Origin of the sequence: Streptomyces sp. NPDC001604 (genome assembly GCF_042893475.1) — a bacterium.
Taxonomy (GTDB): domain Bacteria; phylum Actinomycetota; class Actinomycetes; order Streptomycetales; family Streptomycetaceae; genus Streptomyces.
In genome coordinates, this window is record NZ_JBIAUY010000015.1 from 92394 (window position 1) to 111542 (window position 19149).

Sequence of the window (19149 nt, forward strand, 5' to 3'; positions counted from 1 at the left end):
GGAGTGGTGAGAGGTTGACGGGCACGGTGCCGGGGCCGTCCGGGGGTTGAGCGGCCCCGACACCGTGGACTCGGGAGGGTCAGACGTGGACCGACGTCGTGCCGCTGAACCGCTCCAGCAGGGCACGCGTCTCGTCGTCAAGGGCGTCGTCGAGCTTGGTGATCGGACCCGACAGGGCGTGCCGGCCGAAGGCCATGGTCAGCTCGGTCTGCATCTGGTGGATCAGGTTGCCCTCGGTGTAGTCGACGCCGAAGGTGTCCTTGGCGTGCTTCTCGAAAGCCATGGCCAGCTGGACGTTGAGTTCCTCGGTGCCCGTGATGATGCGCCGCATCGCCGCCTGCTCCTCCTCGTTGAAGGAGGGGATCAGCTCGTCGATGACCCAGTGGTCGGTCCGGACGTGCCGCTCCTCGTCGAGGTTGTGCAGGTGCAGCAGCTTCGGCAGGAAGTACGCCATCTCGGGGTCGTAGGCCCGGGTGCGCCGCTCGATCACCGTGATGATCGACTCGCCGATGTACGCGGTGCAGCACAGGGCGGCCAGCTTCACGTACGGGGACTCGTCCCCGAGGTAGAGGGCGAGCCGCTCGTTGAACAGGTTGTCCGGCAGGACGAAGTCCACACCGCCGAGCTCACGCACGTAACGGTAGAAGGCGTTGGCGTGGTTGAGCTCTTCGGAGGCGAAGCAGGACAGCGCGTCGTGCAGACCGCGGCCCTCGGTGAACGGGTCCTCCATGCCCTGGACTTCGGACAGGACGATGGACATCACCGCGGAGACGTGCCGCTCGATCTCGGCGAGCTGGGCCAGTTCCTTGACCGCATAGGCAACGGCGGCCTGTTCGTGGCCCTCCTCGTTGAAGCACACCCGGGAGAGGTAGGCGAGTTCCGCGTCGTTGCGGGCTCTCTCCCACGGCAAGGCGTTCGGGTGGAACGTGTTGACGTGGGCGAGTTCGTTGACCCGCTCCAGAGCCTGGGCCGTCACGCTGCCGCCTCGATGTCGATGTAGCTGAGGGCGTTGTAGATGGTCCGTGCGGTGTCGACGATGGCGCGGCGGCCGTGCATCACGCGGGTGTTGTCGATCAGGGCGATGTCACCGTCCTGCCAGTCGAGGTTCTCGGTGAGCCGATCGGTGACGTCCGAGATCTCCAGGAGCAGGTCGGTCGGGAACTCGGTGCCGTCGGCGAAGGTGATGCGCGGCTTCTCGTAGTTGGTCGAGGGGCCGAGGATGGAGTTCGCGAAGGCGATGCGCTCACCGAAGAGGGTGGGCGCGGCGGCCGGCGTACGGAAGGCGTAGGTGATACCGCCGTCCTCGTGCAGTTCGACGGTGGTGCCCGGGACGGAGTCGGCGAGGGCGCGCAGCTGGTCGAAGGTGATCTCCTCCAGCGGCACCCGCTGCTCCATCATGTGGAACGCCATCGCACGCCACTGCTGCTCGCTCACATAGCGGGAGTAGACGATGTCCTGCGCCGAGAAGGCGTCCTTGGCCTCGTCGGAGAGGGCGTCCCAGACCCGGTAGCCGTCGCAGACGGTGGTCTGCGAGCCCTCCTTGGCGGCCTTCTCGGAGAAGAACCAGGCGAGGTGGGAACGGAAGGGGTTGTTGCCGTTCTCGGTGTGCAGGCCGATGGGGCCGGTGCCGGCGTCCACCTTCTGGGCGACCTCGGAGTAGAAGTCGCGAGCCGGGTCGATGGTCGTGCGGACGCTGACGTTGTTGACCAGCGCGGTGAAGGCGTCCATGTCGGCGCCGAAGCCGCGCAGCAGCAGGAAGCCGGACTCCGAGAGCAGCTTCAGCAGGTGGGCCGGGTCCACGTCGGCGGCCGAGCCCGGGCCTGCCGGGGTCAGGACGAGGCCCTGTCCTGTGCCGTAGGGCTGGGTGTGCACTGCGGTGCTCATACGTGCTCCTCGATCGGGTCCTGGGTGAGCAGAAGGTCGCGCACGGCCTGCCGCTTCGGGCGGCCGGTCACGGTGAAGCAGGTGAGGTAGCGGGGGTCGTCCTGCCGCATGAGGCGGATGTCGGTGGCCCGCTCGACGTCGGACAGGTGTCGCAGTCCGAACTCGGTGATCTCCTTGCGGATCACGTCCTCGTCGCGGGCGGCGTCCACGACGAACAGGCCGCGTACGGTGTCGAGTCCGTCGGCGAGGACGACGGCTTCCCGGACGAAGGGGAGCTGCCGGTACTGGGCCTCGACGAACTCCGGGGAGACGTTGCGGCCGCCTGCCGTGATGATGATGTTCTTCTTGCGGCCGACGATCCGGATGTAGCCGTCGTCGTCGATCGTGGCGAGGTCGCCGGTGTGCAGCCAGCCGTCCTCGTCGACGGCGCAGCTGGAGGGGTCCTCCACGGTGTATCCGGCGAAGAGCGAGCTGCTGCGGACGTGCAGCTCACCGTCCTCGGCGAGCCGCACCTCGACGTGGTCGAGCGGCTTGCCGACGGTGCCGATGCGGACGTTGCCCGGGAAGTTCCAGGCGACGACCGAGCTGTTCTCGCTCAGCCCGTACCCCTCGTACAGCGGCAGGCCGTACTCCTGGAGCCGGGTGAGCACCTCCGGCGGCACCGGCGCCCCGCCGCAGGCGATGAACACCGGGCCTTCGTGTCCGAACAGCCGCTGGTGCCGTTGCGTCAGGTCCTCTTCCGGATGCTGGTCGCACAGCGACAGAAGCAACGCGGCCATGGTCGGCGGCATCACGATTGCGGTGGGGCGGGCCGAGCGGAGCAGGGACAGCATGCGTGGTCCGGCATCGCCCGAGGTGCCCACGAGTGCTGTGCCGGGCGGGAGGAAGGCCACCGAGCCGCCCGCCAGGAACGGCATGTACAGACCGGTGACCTGCTCCACCAGCAGACTGAGCGGCACGATGGACAGATAGCGGCGGAAGATCTCCGGGGCGCTGCGCCGGTGCAGCGAGGCCAGGAGTGCCTCGATGCCGTGCCGGCGGATCATCACGCCCTTGGGCGCGGAGGTCGTGCCCGAGGTGTGGATCACCTTGAAGACGGCGTCCTCGTCCCACGAGGCGATGGGGTGGGCGACACGCTCGTCCCGGTATGCCCCCGCGGCGATCAGGGCGGGCAGGTCGACGGAGTCGATACGGCAGTCGGCAGCCAGGACCCGTTCGGTCCCCCACTCCTCCAGCCTGACGGCGCCACGGCTGTCCACGAGGCATGCGTCGGCTCCGGCCAGCAGGGAGGCCGCCTGCTCGGCGCTGAAGGCTGTGGGGACCGGGATCTCGACGGCGCCGGAGAAGAGCAGCGCGAGGTCGGCGACGACCCACTCGGCCGAGTTCTCGGCCAGCAGGCCGACCCTCGGCGGGCGGCCCAGCCGGGCCGCGAGAACGGCCAGGTCGTCGGCGAGCACCCTGGCAGCGCCGATCACCTGGCGGTAGGTCCACTTCAGCGTGGGCCCACCGGCCGGGGAGAGCACCTCGACCATGATGTCGTCGCTGTCGGCGCGGGCCAGCAGGCCGTCGACCAGCGAGATACGCGTGTCAGACACCGGCCAGCTCCTTGGGGCGACGCGGGATCAACTGCATGTCGATGGAGGCGAACTGGTACCGGCCGACGCCGTTGACGAACGACTGGGTCTGCTCCGCGATCACCGCGTAGACCACGAGCGGCCGCTGGTCGTAGAAGGTGCCCCAGTTCTCCAGCTCCTCCGGGTCCAGCCGGGCCGGGTCGGCTTCGCCGATGGGATTGAAGACGATGCCCAGCCGCTTCTGCAGCGCGAGGGACCTCTGCGTGGACGTCATGACCGCGTAGCGGCAGCCGAGCCCCCACAGGACCACCGTCAGTGCCTTGAACAGCTCCGCGCCGGCGGTGGCACGCACCGAGGCCACTGAGCCGAGCTGCACGATCTCGTGACGGCCCGTCACGGCCTGGCCGTCGGCGATGATCAGCTCCTCGACCGGCGCGTCCAGGTACTTCTCCAGGAAGAGCGGCCCGCCCTCGGCTGGGGTGAGGCCGGTGCATGCGAGGACCTCCTCGTGACCGGTCTCCTCGTTCCGCTCCAGGTAGGACAGGAACTGCTCCGGGTTTACTTCGACGCGCGCTCCGAAGGTGTTTTCATAAACCTTCTTGACCAGCTCGGCGGATTCCTCCCACCATACCGATCCGCGCTCGGACAGAATAATGCGCATTACTCGTACCCCCCTGTACGACGTTCTTTGCCTGTGTCCGGTCTCACTTGGTTGGCCACCATTGCCGAGCAGGCATCAACACAGCTTTGACCTGCACACATGCAGACAGCATGGCGATCTCGCCAGACATGAGAAGCCCCCGTTTAAACGAAAGTGAGAGATACGGGGAGCCCTGGGCCAAAAACAGGCCGCACCCCCCGTGCACTTCCTATTCTGCCGTACCGAAAACACCCGGACCACGTTTTACGGCTGCGCATGTACGCCATGGCAGGAATTCGCCAGACACCGGCTGGAGGAGCCGGCGCCCCGGGGGGTGACCCCTGCCACCCCGGCCCGAACGGTAACGTGTAGATGTTCGAAGGACTCACGGGGGGACGGGGTACGAGTGAGACGGTTTGGTGACCCGCAGGACAAGGTGGAGCAGAGCGCCGTCGCACCGGCCCTCTACCAATGGGTCCGGACAGGAGGCCCGACCGACGATCACACTCTCGGAGCCGAGCTGGGCGTCGAGGCCGGGGAACTGGACGCTGCTTGGACCGAGTTGAGGGAGCTGGGCCTCGTGCACACCGGTGCCGACGAATCCTCCGTCTCTGTGGTCGACCCCGAGGCGGCTCTGCTGCGCCTGCTGGAGGAGCAGCGGCGCTACATGAACCTCCATATGGACTGGCTGGACCGGGGCATGTGGGCCGTGGAGAGCCTCGTCGGCCGGTACCGCCACACCGTGGAACACGAGCGGGCCGGCATCGAGGTCGAGGTGATCACGGACGCCGGCCGCATCCACCGGCTGCTCGACGATCTGGTCGACCTGGTCCAGACGGACGTCGCCTCGCTGCACCCCGGCCCGCTGCCGACCGCCGAGGTGCTGCGCTGCGGCCTGGAGCGCGACCGCGTGCACATCGGCCGCGGGGCCCGGGTCCGCACGGTGTACCCGTCGCGCTTCGCCAACGTCCCTTATGTTCAGCAGCACTTGCAGGACCTGATCGCGCTGGGCAGCGAGGTGCGGCTGAGCCCGACGGTCCCGTTGCACATCATCGTCGCGGACGGCCGGATCGCCGTCCTGCCCATCGACCCGGACGAGCCGCAGAAGGGCGTCATCCTGGCGCGCGGCGCGGCGCTGGTGCGGTCGTACGCGGCACTGTACGAGTACTGCTGGCACGCGGCCTCGCCGGTGACGACCGACCACGGGGTGGAGCCGCCGACCCATGCCGCCACGGAGCAACAGCAGACCGTGGTCCGGCTGATGGCCACCGGCATCAAGGACGAGCAGATAGCTCGGCACCTGGGTATCTCCTTGCGGACATTGAGCCGTGTCACGTCGGAAGTCATGCAGCAGCTGGGGGCGGAGAGCCGTTTTCAGGCGGGTGTACGGGCGTTGGAGCTGGGCTGGCTGAGCTGACCGGCCGGCTCGGGCTGCGTGAACGGCCGTGCCGGCTCCGCCTCCCGCACCCCGTGGCGGTCCCACCAACGGACGAGCGGCGCCGGAGCCCACCATGCGGACCGGCCCAGGAAGCGGAGGACGGCGGGCATGAGCAGCAGCCGGACCACCGTGACGTCAAGGACGATGGCGACCGCCATACCGACGCCGATCATCTTCACGAAGCTGATCCCGGAGGTCGAGAAGGCCGCGACGACCACGACCAGCAGCAGTGCGGCGCTCGTGATGATGCGGGCGCTGCGCTGCACACCGACCGCGACGGACTCCACCGCGTCACCGCTGTGGTCCCAGTGCTCCCGCATGCGGGCCAGCAGGAACACCTCGTAGTCCATCGACAGCCCGAACAGCACCGCCAGCATCAGGATGGGCTGACTGGCGTCGAGCGTTCCCGTCGCGGTGAAGCCGAGCAGCCCGTCACCGTGACCTTCCTGGAAGACCCACACGACGACGCCGAAAGCGGCGAAGAGCGAGAGGGCGTTCATGGCCACGGCCTTGAGGGGCAGCACGACCGAGCCGAAGGCCAGGAACAGCAGCACCATCGTGGCGAACACAGCGATCAGCGCCATCCAGGGCAGGTGCGCGGCCAGGCTGTCCAGCTGGTCCACGAGTGCGGCGGTGGGACCGCCGACCAGTACCTGGGCGTGGGTCGGCGGCTGCGCCCCACGGACCTTGGTGACCAGGTCCCGCGCCTGCTTGCTCATCGGGTAGGAGGAGTAGGCGACCTGGACAAGCGCCGAGGAGGCGTGGACGGCGGTCACCTGGGCACCTTCGGAGCCGGGCAGCCGCGACAACCGTCCGGTGAAGGCGTCGAGTTCGGCGTGTGCGCTCGCGCTGTCCGCTCGCCTTCCGCCGTCGAAGGTGACCACCACGGACATCGGCGAAGTGAGGTTCCGGGTGAAGTCGCGGTCCAGCCGTTCGCTGGTGACGCGGCTTCCGGTGTGCTTGGGCAGCACCTTCTCGGTGACCCCACCCCAACTCGCCTGCAGGAAGGGCAGCCCCATGGCGACCAGCACGGCGACCACGGGTACGGCCACCAGTACCGGCCGACGCATGACGGCTCGTGCACCTCGGTACCAGACCCCGGCCTCCACCCCACCAGCCTGTCGACGGCCGGTCGGCAGCGGGATGCGGAGCGCGTTGACGCGGTCGCCGAGCACCGCCAGAAGAGCCGGAAGCACGGTAAGCGAAGCGACCATGGCGATGACCACGGCCGCCACACCGCCGTATCCCATGGAACGCAGGAAACCCTGCGGGAAGATCACCAGGCTGCCGATGGACACCGCGACCGTGACCCCGGAGAATGCGACGGTCCGCCCCGCCGTGGCCATGGTCTCGCGGACCGCCTCGGCGGTCGGCCGGCCTCCGGCCAGCTCCTCCCGGAAGCGGCTGACCACGAACAGCGCGTAGTCGATGGCCAGGCCGAGGCCCAGCATCGTGACGATGTTGAGCGAGAAAACCGACACATCCGTGAACCAGGTCAGCATCCGAAGCACGGTGAAGGAGCCGAGGACCGCCAGCGCCCCGATCGCAAGCGGCAGCGAGGCCGCGGCCAGACCCCCGAAGATCAGGACCAGCAGCAGGAGAAGCAGCGGGGCGGACAGCGTCTCGGCGCGTGAGGTGTCCTGCTTGGTGAGCGAGCTCACGTCTTCCATCACCACGGCGTGGCCGGTGAGCCCGAGCCGTAGGCCGGTGGCGGAGAACTTCCCCTTGATGCGGCCGAAGACCTCTTTGGCCTGGTCGGCGTCGGGGGCGTCGAGCCGCAGCGCCGCGAAGGTGCTGTGGCGGTCGTGCGAGACGAAGACGGGGGACTGCGTGCTCCAGTACGTGCGCACGCCGGCCACCTCCCCACTCGGCAGCCCGCGCAGCGACGACTCGACGGCTGCGCGGAACGCCGGGTCCGCGATTGTGCGGTGCGGATCGGTGAAGACCGCGATGACATCCGTACGTTCGTCGGGGAACTGCTTCTCGATGCGCTGCGCCGTGCGCTGCGAGGCACTTCCCGGCGTGTCCCAACCGCCGCCGCTCAAGTCCTCACCGACGCGGCCTCCCCACAGCGCACCCACGACCACGACGGCCAGGCCCAGAACGAGCATCAGCCATCGGCGCCGTGCGACCAGATCCCCCCAGCGAGCCAGCATGTTCCCCTCGACTCCATGAACGGCGTCAGCTCACGCCGTTTGCCCGCACCGCGTGCTTACGGTGTTTGCTTACGGCGTTTACTAGACGCGATAGGCGTTAACATTGTCAAGCGCGGACCGGTCGGCGGAGCCGCACGACAGCAGGAGACGCAACCGTGAGCAGCCAGATCGCACCACCGTCGACCCGACGGGCGCAGCAGCGCGAGGAGTCGCGAGAGCGGCAGCGCGCCGAGATGAAGTCGGTGATCCTGCGCTGTGCCCGGCAGTTGCTGGTGGACGAAGGCCCGGGCGCCGTGTCACTGCGCGCCATCGCCCGCGAGATGGGCATGACCGCCCCCGGGCTGTATCGCTACTACGCCGACCACCGCGAACTGGTACAGGCGCTGACGGCGTTCCTCTACGACGAACTCACCGCCGACCTCTCGCGCGCCCGCGACCAGGCACCCGACCAGTCGCCGCAGGGCCGATTCACCGCCGTCTCCCGCGCCCTGCGCACCTGGGCGCTGCACCACAAGCCCGAGTTCACCCTCATCTTCAGCAAGCCCATGTCCGACGCCGACTGCGCGCCGGGCGACCCGTGTCACGCGGCCAGCTGGCGCTTCGGCGGGGTGTTCGTGGGCCTGATGATGGAGTTCTGGCGGGCCGGCACCCTGCCACTGCCGGAACCCGGCACGCTCGACCCGGACTGGCTCGCCCAACTGGAGGAGGTCCGCGAACACGTCGGCTCCGAACCACCCCTGGAAGCGCTGTACGTCTTCGTCCTCGCCTGGTCCCGCCTGTACGGCATGGTCTCCATGGAGGTGTTCGGGCACCTGGCCTTCGCACTGACCGACCCCGGGCCGGTGTTCGAGCAGACCCTGCGCGAGATCCTGGCGCTGCTCGGAGCGGACCCGCGCACCGACCGGTAGCCACGCCGTGGCAGACTCCCAGGCGGGGAAGGGAGTGACCACACCATGGACCGCAGAGCCCTGCTCGGCATCGGGGACCCCGGTGGACGCCGCCCCAATGGCGCGCTGGAAGCGGAGGTCCTCTCGGTACTCCAGGCGGCGCACGACGACCTCACGGCAGGCGCGGTCCGGGACCGACTCACCGGCGACTTCGCCTACAGCACGGTGGTGACCACTCTGTCCCGTCTGTACGACAAGGGACTTCTGCAGCGCTCTCGACGGGGCCGCGCCTATGCCTACGCACCCGTCGACGACGAGCCCGGCCTGGCGGCCCGGCGCCTGCACCAGATGCTCGCCGACGAACCCGACCGCGAAGCCGTCCTGAGCCGATTCGTCACCACGATGTCTCCGGACGACGAGCGGCTGCTGCGTCGCCTGCTGGATACGGAGCTGCCCTCCGACGGCTGAGCGCCCGGGCCGCCGAACTCACCCCTCCCCCAAGGCTGAAGGGAACCGAACCGTCCGTGTTCTGCACGGTCTATCTCCTGCTGCTCCTCGCCCTGCCGATTGCCTGGGTCGCACGCCCTCTCTCGGAGTGCCTGGCCCCCCGGACGGCGACGTGGCTGCTCACCGCCACCGCCGGCACGCTTGCGGCTGCCAGTAGCGCAGCGCTGATGCTGCTTGCTCTGACCGGGCTGCTTCGCACCACTGCGGTGGCCTCCTTCGGCCACTGGTCCGTGCGCGTACTCAGGGATGGAACCCCGGGCACCAGGCTCATCCCTCTGCTGGCCGGCGCGGCCCTGGCATCAGCCGCCGTCGCGACGACGCGGGCCCTGCGACGGCGACTTCGTGCCCAGCGCACGGCCGCGCGGGAAGCGGCCTGCCTGCCGGCGAGAAACGGTCTGTCGGTCGTGGAGGACCCCTCGGCCGACGCGTTCGCCGTACCCGGCAGCGCGACATCAGCTGCTCCCGGAGGACGCATCGTCGTCTCGACGGGAATGCTGGCCGCGCTCACACCCGAGGAAGTCTCCGTCCTCGTGGCCCACGAACGAGCCCACCTACGTGCTCGCCACCACTGGTTCGTCATGGTGACCCAACTGGCCGCCACCGCGAACCCGCTGCTCCGCCCACTGGCCCGGCACGTCTCCTACACGGTCGAACGCTGGGCCGACGAGGAAGCCGCTCTCGCTACGGGTGACCGCCGGCGCGTGGCCCGCACGATCGGCAAGGCCGCTCTGGCCAGACAGCACACCACGATCCGCACCCGCGCTCCCGGAATCGCGCTGCATTTCACCGGTCCCTCGGCCTCGGCAGGCCCCATCCCCCGCAGAGTCGCCGCCCTGCTCCAACCGCCCCACCACGGTGCCCGCGCCCAGCCGCTCATCCCGACACTCGCCGCGCTACTCGTGGCCACAGCCCTCCTGTGCTGCGCGGACGCGGCGCATGACATCCACCATCTACTGCAAGTCGCCCACCAGAGCGACAGCCGCTGACCCGCGGGAATCACCGGTGCCATAACGAGTGGGAGCGCCGTTGTGGTGGGCCTCCAACCCCACGACAGCGTCCGCCAAGAACGGGCTCGTCACGCTCTGGTCCGGCGACGGATTTGAGCGCCATGCCCCACCACCAGCCCAGTCCGCCATACCCAGCGATCTCGTGGTGAGCTGTCGAGCGGAGGGCTGGACGGGGCCTTCTCACCGCGCACGGTAGCTGCGGCGAAGCTGAAGCCCGGGCAGTACTGGCCCCCCGATGGCTCCAGAACTGCTGCACAGAGCGACGCCCAACTCAACTGCCCCGGAAGCAATGAGAAGCAGGCTGAACCACCTCCGGGTTACGGTCCCCCTGTGGCGAGCAAGGTCGATAAACGGTGGCTGCTGGTGTCGGTGACGACAGCCGGGGCGGCCCCGTCGTTGCGGATGCAGGTGTGGCGGAAGCTGAAAGGGCTGGGAGCCCTGTATCTGCAGCAGTCCGTGTGCCTGCTGCCAAACCGACCGGCAGTGGCCACTGCCGTGGCGGAGCTGGGTGAGCGGGTGCGGTCCGACGGTGGGCGGATGCGGGTGGTCCATGTCGAGATCGCCGAGGAACCGGAGCGGGACGCGGTCGCCGAGGAGATGAGCGCCGCAATCGATCAGGAGTACGCGGAGGTGCTGGAGCGGCTGCCGTCCTTCTTCGCGGAGTTGGAGATGGAGGCCGGGCGGGGGCGGGCGGTCTTCGCTGAGGTGGAGGAATCGGAAGCGGATCTGGAACGGTTCCGGTCGTGGGTGGCAAAGATCGAGGCAAGGGACTACTTCGGTGCACCGCAGGGCGATCGGGTCCGGGGCGAGCTGAAGCGGGCGGCCGAGGCGTTGGCCGCCTTCGAGGCGACTGCGTTGGCATGTGAGGACCAGGGGGACGCAGGCGCTTGATGCGCGGCGTCAGGCTCGCAGGGATTCAGCCCGTCCCTGTCCGGCAGCCTGGACGCAGGTCCGCCCACTGGGAGCCCTGGCCAGCAGGGTAACCCTGCTACTCCTGTGGTGCAGCGGCGGGCAGTCCGGCCAGACGGCGTACGACGCCGAGCCCGTCGTCAGTGCCCGGCCAGTGCTGGGCGAGCGCCTCGGGCCCGGCCTGGCGGATGACCGTACGCAGCACCAGTGCGACGGCGATGGCGTCGTCGGCGTAGCCGAGGACCGGGATGAAGTCGGGGACCAGGTCAATGGGCAGGGCGAGGTAACCCGCCAGGATCCACAGCAGCCAGCGGGTGCGGCGCGGGAGGGCCTTGTCGCGGGCAAGGCGGGATACCAGGCGCAGCAGGTCGGGCAGGAGGCGGACGGCCTCTGTGAGTAGGTTGCCCTTCGGGCGTGCGAGGGCGAGCGCGGCGACCAGAATCAACCAGCAGGCCAGGAGCCCGGCGGCGATGCCGATCAGGATCTGCCAGCCACCACTCACTGCCCCACCTCACCGGTCGGTCGGAATCCACGTTCACACATAGGAGCCATGTTACGGGTGTAACAACCACATCCGCTGCGGGGTTGTAGGTTCGCATTTCGCATGACCCTTTCTCATTGACCGTGGCCTTTGTCCGATCCAAAGGACGGCACAGTGAGACGAACTCCTGTCCTATCGCATTAAGGCTCTCGGATTCTCATCGCGTCAGCTGTTGAGTGGCAGCGTTTGAAGTGGTGGTCGAGTTCGTCATGCCGGATGACAACGGCCGGTAGGGATTCCACTACACGGCTGGGCCCAGGTAGCGCGTGGCATCGCTGAACCAGAGTCGTCGGGAGAAGTCCATGGCGACCAGGGCCATGCCGACGATCTGGCAGATCAGGACGGTCGGGAAGGTGGCAGGGCCGAGCAGGGTGGGGAACCAGTAGGTGGTCAGCCCCTTCGCAGCGCACCACGCGCCGGGCAGGCACAGGAGCCAGAGCACGGTGCCAACGATCGGTGCGACCCACTTGGTGGGTGTGAGCAGATTCCTGGCAACGGTCCGGAACCCGCGGACCGCCGTCACCCCCGACGCGGTGCCGAAGCCGAGCCACGAGGGACCGAAGGTTCCGTTGCCAAGCCAGCTCATGAACCAGATACCTCCCCAGGCCAGAAGGACCTGAAGGAGGTAAATAGTCGCCATCCATTGCGTCGCGAAGGTGGCGAATTCGCGGAGGTACTGGGCGATCACCCGGTAAGGCATCCGGTAGCGGCGTGATGGGTCCGGACGGAAGTCACGCAGGAGGTGTATCTCGCGCCAGATGCTTTTCACCAGTCCGCCGGGGGGGTCCAGCGTATGCAGGGCGGGTGCCGCGGCCAGCAGGTAGGAGGAGAAGGTTGTCGTGGGCCGGGACTGGGCGTCGGCTGTTTCCGTGGCGGCGGCCGTGGACATCGCGCCGAGCGCGAGCAGTTCGACTGTTCGCGGCGGGTCCGAGCCGAGGCGGGCGAGGTCGGCAAGCATTTCGGGCCTGTCGCTGCGGAGCCGGTGGGCCTGCCGGGTGGCCGCGTCGACGATCCTCTGCCGGTCGGGTCCAGCGGGGAGGGCCGCGCCGAGTTCGATGAGGCTGCTGACTTGAGACGGAGTGGGGGTGGCGCCCATCAGTGTGAGCAGGCGCGTGAGGTGTCCGGGTGACAGGTGCCCCGGGTGCCGGGCAAGGCGCGAGGCGAGACTGTCCACCATCCAGTCGTCGTCGGGCGAGACGGTGCGGGATTCGGCGGCGGCCAGGGCCGCGTCGATCAGTTCGAACCGCCCGGTCGCGATCGCGGCGAGCGTCGCGTGGAACCGGACGGTGGCGTCGCGGTCGTCGTCCGTGCCGAGTGCGGCAGTGAGTAGATCCACGCCACGCGGATCGTCAATCTCCTCCATCAGCCGGAACAACAGCCCGGCCGTGGCGGTGCGTTGGCCGGGTTCAGGCCCGGTGGCGTCGTAGCGTCCGAACGCGGTCAGGGCGGCCGCGCGCACCAGTTGGCGCATCCCGTCGGAGAGCTGCGCTGTGCCGGCGGTGTTCCATTGGTGGATCCCCGAGGCGAGTGCGGCGACCTCTAGGTCCGGGCGTTCGACGCTGGTCAGCCAGCCGAGGATGCGGCGGAGGAAGGTCTGGTCGTCGTCCAGGAGGGCGGGCCGCATCATCGCGGTGCAGGCGCGGGCGAGTTCCTCCGGTGGGAAGAAAAGCCGGAGGTGGACCGCCCTGCCGGCCCACCGCAGTCTGCGCCGAGCGGCGCCGGGCCGACCGGCGACTCGCAGCGCGTACGCGGCCTGGGCCAGGGCGGCGGGGCTCTCGTACCCGACGGTGTTGGACCGGGGCGGCAGGCGGGCGACCGAGCGTGCCAGACTCCGTGCCTGGCGGGCCAGCCCGGCATCGGCCAGGTGACAGGCGAGGTTCGCGCGCAAGCCAGGCGGACTCGGGTACTCCCTCAGCCGGGAGAGGATGAGCCCCAGACCCTCGATGTCGCCTGCCCCGCTGCGCAGTGACGCGGTCGTGGTCGCCAGTTCGAAGATGCCGTGCCCGCCATCCAGCGAGAGGTCCAGTGCCTTGACCCACTCCAGTCGCAGTTGGTCGGATATGTAGGTGATGAGTGAGGCGTCGGCGTCCTGTGTGGCCTCCAGTTCACCCGCGGCCGACAGCAGCACGGCAACGGCCGCACCGCGCTCGGCGGGCAGCCCGGAGACCTCGTGCAGGGCGCGAGCGAAGCGGGCGGACGCCTGATCGAGGAGACCGGCGCGGTGAAGGGCCAGGGCGCACCGCGCGTGGGCGATGCAGCGGATCACCCGGTTGTCCAGGTGCCCGGCGCGCAACTCGGCCATGCCGTACGGACCCTCGTACATCTCGGTCAGAGTGTATTGATGGTTGAGATTCTTGTATCCCTCCAGGTGGGTCGGCCCCCACTGGCGTCGGTTGCGGCGGCTGGACTCTTCCTCGGCCATGCGCGCGATGCCCTGGTCCAGGCGCTTCACGGCCTCCATGACCGAGGCCGGGGGCGCCGCCGAGTGCCGGGAGACGGTGGCGACGGCCAGACAGACGAGCGACAGTTCGTCGACGTCGACGCGTCGGGCGGTGAAGGGGGCGTTCACAAACCCGCTCCCCACGGCGGTCCGGTCCATGATGCGGGCAAACGTCGGTGAGTCGACCGGACCGCGCCTTTGACGACCGGCATCACCGAACCGCTCCAGGGCGTCGAGGGCCCAGCGCGCCTGGTCGTGATCGCCGGCTTCGGCTGCCCCGATCGCGAACGCGGCGCAGCCAGCGCGGCACGTGCCCGATGTGACGTATCTGGGATTCGGGCGCTCGTTCTCGTTCTGTTCGTCGACGAGGTCTTTCCTGATTGTCCGCAGCGGTCCGCTCTCACCCGCGCGCACGGCCAGGGCGACGACCTTCCGGAACACTTCGGTGAAGCGGTGTGAGTCGGTGTACCACGCCGTGTGGACCTGGGCCAGCGCCGCGTAGGCGCGGTGCAGGAAGGCCACTCCCTGCGGGGAGGGGCCGACGGCGAGCCGTACGGCGGCCAGATCGGCGAAACCCTCGGCGACCGGCAGCCCGGACGGTTTTCCTACGGCGCTCAGGTCCCGCTCGGCCTGGTCCATCAGCTCCTCGGACCATAAGGTCTCTCCGGCCTCCGCAAGTCCACGGGCAATCGCGGCGCGCAACCGCCCCGCGCCGGCCCGGTCGTCGGCCGAGGCCAGGGACAGGGCCTGCCGCCACACGTCGATCGCTGTCTGCCGATCGCCCGCCACCTGCTTCCTCGCGATCACGTGCAGGGCCCAGGCGCGCCGATCGGGATCTGTCATCATGCCCACGGCGGCCAGTGCCTCAGAGACCCGTCCGCTCCCGGCCAGGACGGCCAGAGCCTCCGGGGGCAGGTCGGTGACCAGTGCGTTCAAGGTGCCGGACAGCACACACAGCCGTATGTAAGCAGGGAGGTCCGCACTGCGTGACGGGGGGACGCGCAGCGCGACCGCCACGTCACGGGCCAGGCTCCGGTAGGCGTCGACACCGAGATGGAGACGTTTGGTCTCCAGCCAGCGCGGAGCCATCAGGCGCAGCAGTTTCTCCCGCTCACCGGCCGCGGCCAGATGCTCGGCGATGTGAGCCAGCTTGTAACGGAGTTCGGCCGTATCCGAAGGACCGCTCACGGCCAGCCGCCGTCGAACAGGGTGCCCAGGAGGTGCTCGGCGATCCTGCGGTGGGTGTCGGCCAGATCGATCTCCCTGGTCTCGTCCTTGCCGCGCAGGAAGTCCTGGAAGCTCGCGTGGTAGATCCGATAGCGCGGTGTCCCCTCGATGACCTCGATCTGGACGAACTCCCGCCAGGCACGCAGGGTTTCGCCGACCCTCCCTGCGGAAAGCCCAGTCCACTCGGCCAGTTGGGACACCCCGATGGGTTCGCGGGCAGCCGCCAGATGAACGATCACGGGCTGCCGGTAGGCGAGCCATCCGTCCGTGGCACGCATCTGCCGCCAGTGGCTGTCGTAGTACGCCCGCAGCCCCTGAGGCAGTTCACCGAGTCCGCCCGCGCCCAGCCGGCCCTCTTCGATGGCGGGAAGCACATGGTGCAGATACATGAAGTTGCCCTCGGCCTTCTCGGCCAGGGATTCGGCGAAGTACACCGGAACCACGCCGAGTTCGGCGAGTCTGCGCCGCATGGCGGGTCGCTCCGCGAACTCCTCCAAATAGCGGCGGACGTCCGCCTGATTGGCCGAGGATCGCGCGTCCAGCGTGAAGAACTCCAGGCGATCGGCCCGGAGTCGGAGGTCGCCACGGTCACGGGGGCGGGTGGTGACCACGAAGAAGACCCCGTCGGGAAGGCTTGGCGGGAGGAAGAGCACGTTCTCCCGCACGTCCGCCGACACGACGGCCTCATCCAGCGCGTCGACGAGGACCACGATCTGTGAGCCGGGCTCCCGTTCCCGGCTGATCTGCCCGAGCAGAGCCGCGAGATACGAGCCGTCCCGGGATGCCTCGGGCGGCAGCCAGGACCGCCCGTCGACAGCGTGGCCCACGATCAGCTGCGCGCAGACGCTCTCCAGGAACTGCTCGGCGCGATTCACCCCGAGCGTGGCGACGACGAAGTGGTGCGGGAAACCCCGCGTCTTGACCAGGTGCGCGAGCAGCGAGGTCTTTCCCACCCCCGGTTCACCCTCGATCACCAAGTAGCCCGAGCGGTGCGTCCGCAGAAAGGCGTCGACAGCGTCGGAGACGAAACGCCGTCCGACGAACCCGTCGGTCCGCTCCTCGATCAGATCCGAGAAACTGATCAACTTCTGCGCCAGGGGCGCGAATCGCTCACTGTGGAAGTGCTGATAGATCGTGTTGTTGTCGCCGATCGACACACCACGGGAATCCGTTACCCGATATTCCCCGCCCCCAGCGTTCACCACATCATTATGGGGCATCACCTCCGCACCTGTACCGGTTCGGGAGACACCCATGGACCCTGTCAGCCTGATCACCGCAGCCCTCGCCGCCGGGCTCACCAACCTGTCCAACACTGCCGTCGCCGACGCCTACGCCGCCCTGAAGAGGCTCCTGTTCCAACGCTCCGGCGGCCAACCCGAGGACAACGGCGTACTGGATACCGCCACCGCCGAGGACCCGCAGACTCGCGCCACCCTGGAAGAGCGGCTGCGTGCCATCCGCGCCGACACCGACCCCGAGGTTGTTCGGGCTGCCGCCCAACTGCTGGCCCTCACCGATCCCGAAGGTTCCCAGGCAGGTAAGTACCAGGTCACCGTCACTTCCAGCCAAGGCGTGGTCATCGGCGACCACAACCAGACCACCCAGCACTTCACGGGCACCTGAGCGTGATCACCACTGCACGCCACCCCATCGTTCTCCGGATGCCGACGCCAGCGGCTGACAAAGGATGACGGGGTTCGCTCGGCACAGCTCTCCGGCCGCCTGGAGACACACGGAACCTCCGAGCGGTCGGCCGGGCAGCGGAAAGGACAAGATCGCGAGACGGAATCCCGGGCCAGCCGAACGAGAAAGCGCAGGGAGGCACGTCGTCACGACGGCACGGGACACTCCAATTGCGAACCTACAGGGGTCGGCGCCGCCCGTCGGCCCCGTAGTCCGCTGGGGAGGATTCCGCTCGATCGTCGCAGGCGGGAGGTCCGGTCAGTACTCCTCGTCATGGCGGCCATCGTCGTCGCCTTCGTCGTCCCTCTTGCGGTGCTCTTCCGCAGCCGGGCTGGTGGCCGTGTTCGTCGGAAGATGTGAGGGAGGCAGGGCGGTCGGAGGCATCGGTGGTGTGGCAGGTGCGCTCGGCGAGCCGGTCGTTTCGGGCGGGATGGCCGGGGCGAGAGGGGCCGTCACCGAGGTTGCCTGTCCGGCGGGGCGTGCGTCGCTCTCCGGGAAGGTGATGTCGTCGGTGACCATCGCCACGGTGGCAATGATCCCGATGAAGACGATGGCTGCGACTCCGGCACTGAGGTATGTGGCCTTTCGATCGCCGAGCCGGTCCCACAGCCCGGCATCGGGCTCGGGGCCCGCGTCTGCGGGAGGAGGTGTCGTCGTCTTGGAGTCGGATGGCACGGCGTCCTCCCTCTGCCGATGACGGACCGTGCATCACCCTAGGGAGCCGTTCGCAGAGCAACTGCAGAGCTGTGTCAGCGAATTGCCAGGAGGCTGCCAATGTTCTGCCGCCCGTCTTCAGGCGGCCGGCCGACGCAAGACGGGGTCGGGTGCAAAGGCGGGGCGGGGCAGGGTGCTGATGTCGGTGAGCGGTGCGGATGGGGTGGAGGCAAGGGGCGGGGCGGCCGACCGTACTGCTCTGGCGCGTGCGTTGATCAGTGCCGAGAGAACGGCGGCGGCCAGGGCGGAGATCGCGCCGCCGAGGATGAGGCTGAAGCGGGCGCCGAGGGTGTCGGAGACCAGGCCGACCAGCGGGGCGCCCACGGGGGTACCGCCCAGCAGGACCAGGAGGTAGACGGAGACGATACGGCCGCGCAGTGCGGGGTCGGCGTGGAGCTGGGTCATGGCGTTGGCGGTGGTCGTGACGGTCACGGAGGCGAGGCCGGTGGGCAGGAGGATCGCGAGGAAGGTGCCGTAGCCGGGCATGAGGCCCGCGACCGCTTCGAGGATGCCGAAGACGACCGTGGCGGTGACCAGGCGCCCGGTGGTGGGAGGTTTTCGTTTCCCGGCGCCCCTGAGTGCGCCGATGAGGCTGCCGATGGCGTAGGCGGCGGAGAGGTAACCGTAGGCGGCGGAGCCGGAGTTGAAGACAGTGATGGCGACCAGGGAGATGGTGACCTGGAAGTTGAGGCCGAAGGTGCCGACGAAGGCGATGACGGTGATCGGCAGCAGAAGGTCGGGGGTGGCGCGGATGGTGCGGAAGGCGTCCGCGAGGGTGGTGTCGTCGCGTTTCTTCTCGCGGGGGGCGAAGAGTTCGTCAGTGCGGATGGCGATCAGACCGTAGAGGACGGCCAGGTAGGAGGCGGCGTTGGCCAGGAAGACCGGCCCGGTCCCGGCGACGGCGACCGACAGGCCCGCCACCGCCGGTCCGATGGCGCGGGCGATGTTGAACTGGGCGGAGTTGAGGCTGACCGCGTTGGACAGGCGTGGTCTGTCGACGAGTTCGGAGACAAAGGCGTTGCGGGCCGGGCTGTCCAGGGCGGTGGCGGTTCCGAGGAGGAAGGCGAGGCCGTAGACATACCAGAGGTTGACGGCGCCGGAGACGGTGAGCAGGCCGAGGAGCAGGGACTGCGCTCCCATCGCGGTCTGGGTGACCAGCAGGAGCCGGCGCTTGGCGAAGCGGTCGGCGAAGACGCCGCCGGACAGCCCGAAGAGGGTCTGCGGCAGGAACTGCAGGGCGGTCAGGATGCCCACGGCGCTGCCGCTGTTGCCGGTGAGCTGGAGGACGAGCAGGTCCTGGGCGGCGCGCTGCATCCAGGTACCGATGTTGGAGACGAGCTGCCCGATCAGGTAGCGGCGGAAGTTGCGCGCCCCGAGCGTGGCGAGTGCCTCGCTCGGGGCGCGTCGTTTCCCGCCTGTGCGGACCCTGCGGTGCCGGCCGCCCATGTCGAGGGTGGCCAGGGCGGTGCGCAGGGTCTGCGTCCTGTCGCTGCTGCGGACACGGCGGTGCTTGCTCATGGTGTTGGGCGGGTCGGCCTT

At 68.9% G+C, this 19149-nt stretch carries 16 protein-coding genes; 6 read left to right on the top strand and 10 right to left on the bottom strand.

What is annotated here, in order from left to right; all coding sequences use genetic code 11:
- Window positions 1-79: 79 nt before the first annotated feature.
- The 4 genes from ACFY1E_RS33105 to ACFY1E_RS33120 are packed head-to-tail and all read right to left on the bottom strand — an operon-like array spanning window position 80 to window position 4119.
- Window positions 80-976, bottom strand: a complete 897-nt coding sequence (locus ACFY1E_RS33105; protein ID WP_389082480.1) for a hypothetical protein — start codon at window positions 974-976, stop codon at window positions 80-82.
- Window positions 973-1884 (bottom strand): TauD/TfdA family dioxygenase, encoded by a 912-nt coding sequence (locus tag ACFY1E_RS33110; RefSeq protein ID WP_389082483.1) that lies wholly within the window; start codon window positions 1882-1884, stop codon window positions 973-975. Before ACFY1E_RS33110 ends, ACFY1E_RS33105 begins: the two co-directional genes overlap by 4 nt.
- Window positions 1881-3479: an AMP-binding protein gene (locus ACFY1E_RS33115; protein WP_389082485.1), complete on the bottom strand. Its 1599-nt coding sequence runs from the start codon at window positions 3477-3479 to the stop codon at window positions 1881-1883. The genes ACFY1E_RS33110 and ACFY1E_RS33115 overlap by 4 nt, the downstream gene beginning before the upstream one ends.
- On the bottom strand, window positions 3472-4119 hold the full coding sequence (locus tag ACFY1E_RS33120; protein ID WP_389082487.1) for a thermostable hemolysin: 648 nt from the start codon (window positions 4117-4119) through the stop codon (window positions 3472-3474). Before ACFY1E_RS33120 ends, ACFY1E_RS33115 begins: the two co-directional genes overlap by 8 nt.
- Before the next feature lie 385 nt (window positions 4120-4504).
- Between ACFY1E_RS33120 and ACFY1E_RS33125 the strand changes: the two genes are divergently transcribed.
- Window positions 4505-5515, top strand: coding sequence for a LuxR C-terminal-related transcriptional regulator (locus ACFY1E_RS33125; RefSeq protein WP_389082490.1), 1011 nt, complete (start codon window positions 4505-4507; stop codon window positions 5513-5515).
- Here ACFY1E_RS33125 and ACFY1E_RS33130 read toward each other — a convergent pair.
- Window positions 5473-7692, bottom strand: a complete 2220-nt coding sequence (locus ACFY1E_RS33130) for an MMPL family transporter (protein ID WP_389082492.1) — start codon at window positions 7690-7692, stop codon at window positions 5473-5475. The two genes, ACFY1E_RS33125 and ACFY1E_RS33130, sit on opposite strands and share 43 nt — an antisense overlap.
- 155 nt (window positions 7693-7847) lie before the next feature.
- On the opposite strand from ACFY1E_RS33130, the gene ACFY1E_RS33135 reads away from it, so the two are divergent.
- The 4 genes from ACFY1E_RS33135 to ACFY1E_RS33150 all read left to right on the top strand — a co-directional run bounded on the left by ACFY1E_RS33135 (window position 7848) and on the right by ACFY1E_RS33150 (window position 10984).
- On the top strand, window positions 7848-8600 hold the full coding sequence (locus ACFY1E_RS33135; RefSeq protein WP_389082495.1) for a TetR/AcrR family transcriptional regulator: 753 nt from the start codon (window positions 7848-7850) through the stop codon (window positions 8598-8600).
- Window positions 8601-8645: 45 nt separating this feature from the next.
- On the top strand, window positions 8646-9047 hold the full coding sequence (locus ACFY1E_RS33140; protein WP_389082497.1) for a BlaI/MecI/CopY family transcriptional regulator: 402 nt from the start codon (window positions 8646-8648) through the stop codon (window positions 9045-9047).
- A gap of 56 nt (window positions 9048-9103) precedes the next feature.
- Complete coding sequence (locus tag ACFY1E_RS33145) at window positions 9104-10072, top strand: M56 family metallopeptidase (RefSeq protein ID WP_389082500.1); 969 nt, start codon at window positions 9104-9106, stop codon at window positions 10070-10072.
- A 351-nt stretch (window positions 10073-10423) separates the two neighbouring features.
- Complete coding sequence (locus ACFY1E_RS33150; RefSeq protein WP_389082502.1) at window positions 10424-10984, top strand: Chromate resistance protein ChrB; 561 nt, start codon at window positions 10424-10426, stop codon at window positions 10982-10984.
- A 97-nt stretch (window positions 10985-11081) separates the two neighbouring features.
- On the opposite strand, the gene ACFY1E_RS33155 is transcribed toward ACFY1E_RS33150, so the two are convergent.
- From ACFY1E_RS33155 to ACFY1E_RS33165, 3 genes are all read right to left on the bottom strand, one after another.
- Entirely contained in the window at window positions 11082-11504 is a 423-nt protein-coding gene (locus tag ACFY1E_RS33155) for a YkvA family protein (protein WP_389082504.1), read from the bottom strand.
- Window positions 11505-11784: 280 nt separating this feature from the next.
- Window positions 11785-15171 carry a hypothetical protein gene (locus ACFY1E_RS33160; protein ID WP_389082506.1) on the bottom strand — a complete coding sequence of 1129 codons (3387 nt, stop codon included), beginning with the start codon at window positions 15169-15171 and terminating at the stop codon, window positions 11785-11787.
- The gene (locus ACFY1E_RS33165; RefSeq protein WP_389082508.1) at window positions 15168-16367 is read right to left on the bottom strand and encodes a hypothetical protein; all 1200 of its coding nucleotides are present in this window, start codon (window positions 16365-16367) and stop codon (window positions 15168-15170) included. The genes ACFY1E_RS33160 and ACFY1E_RS33165 overlap by 4 nt, the downstream gene beginning before the upstream one ends.
- A gap of 97 nt (window positions 16368-16464) precedes the next feature.
- Between ACFY1E_RS33165 and ACFY1E_RS33170 the strand changes: the two genes are divergently transcribed.
- Window positions 16465-16836, top strand: a complete 372-nt coding sequence (locus tag ACFY1E_RS33170; protein WP_389082511.1) for a hypothetical protein — start codon at window positions 16465-16467, stop codon at window positions 16834-16836.
- 318 nt (window positions 16837-17154) lie between these two features.
- On the opposite strand, the gene ACFY1E_RS33175 is transcribed toward ACFY1E_RS33170, so the two are convergent.
- Complete coding sequence (locus tag ACFY1E_RS33175) at window positions 17155-17571, bottom strand: hypothetical protein (protein ID WP_389082513.1); 417 nt, start codon at window positions 17569-17571, stop codon at window positions 17155-17157.
- 117 nt (window positions 17572-17688) lie between these two features.
- Complete coding sequence (locus tag ACFY1E_RS33180) at window positions 17689-19128, bottom strand: MFS transporter (protein WP_389082515.1); 1440 nt, start codon at window positions 19126-19128, stop codon at window positions 17689-17691.
- Window positions 19129-19149 lie beyond the last annotated feature (21 nt).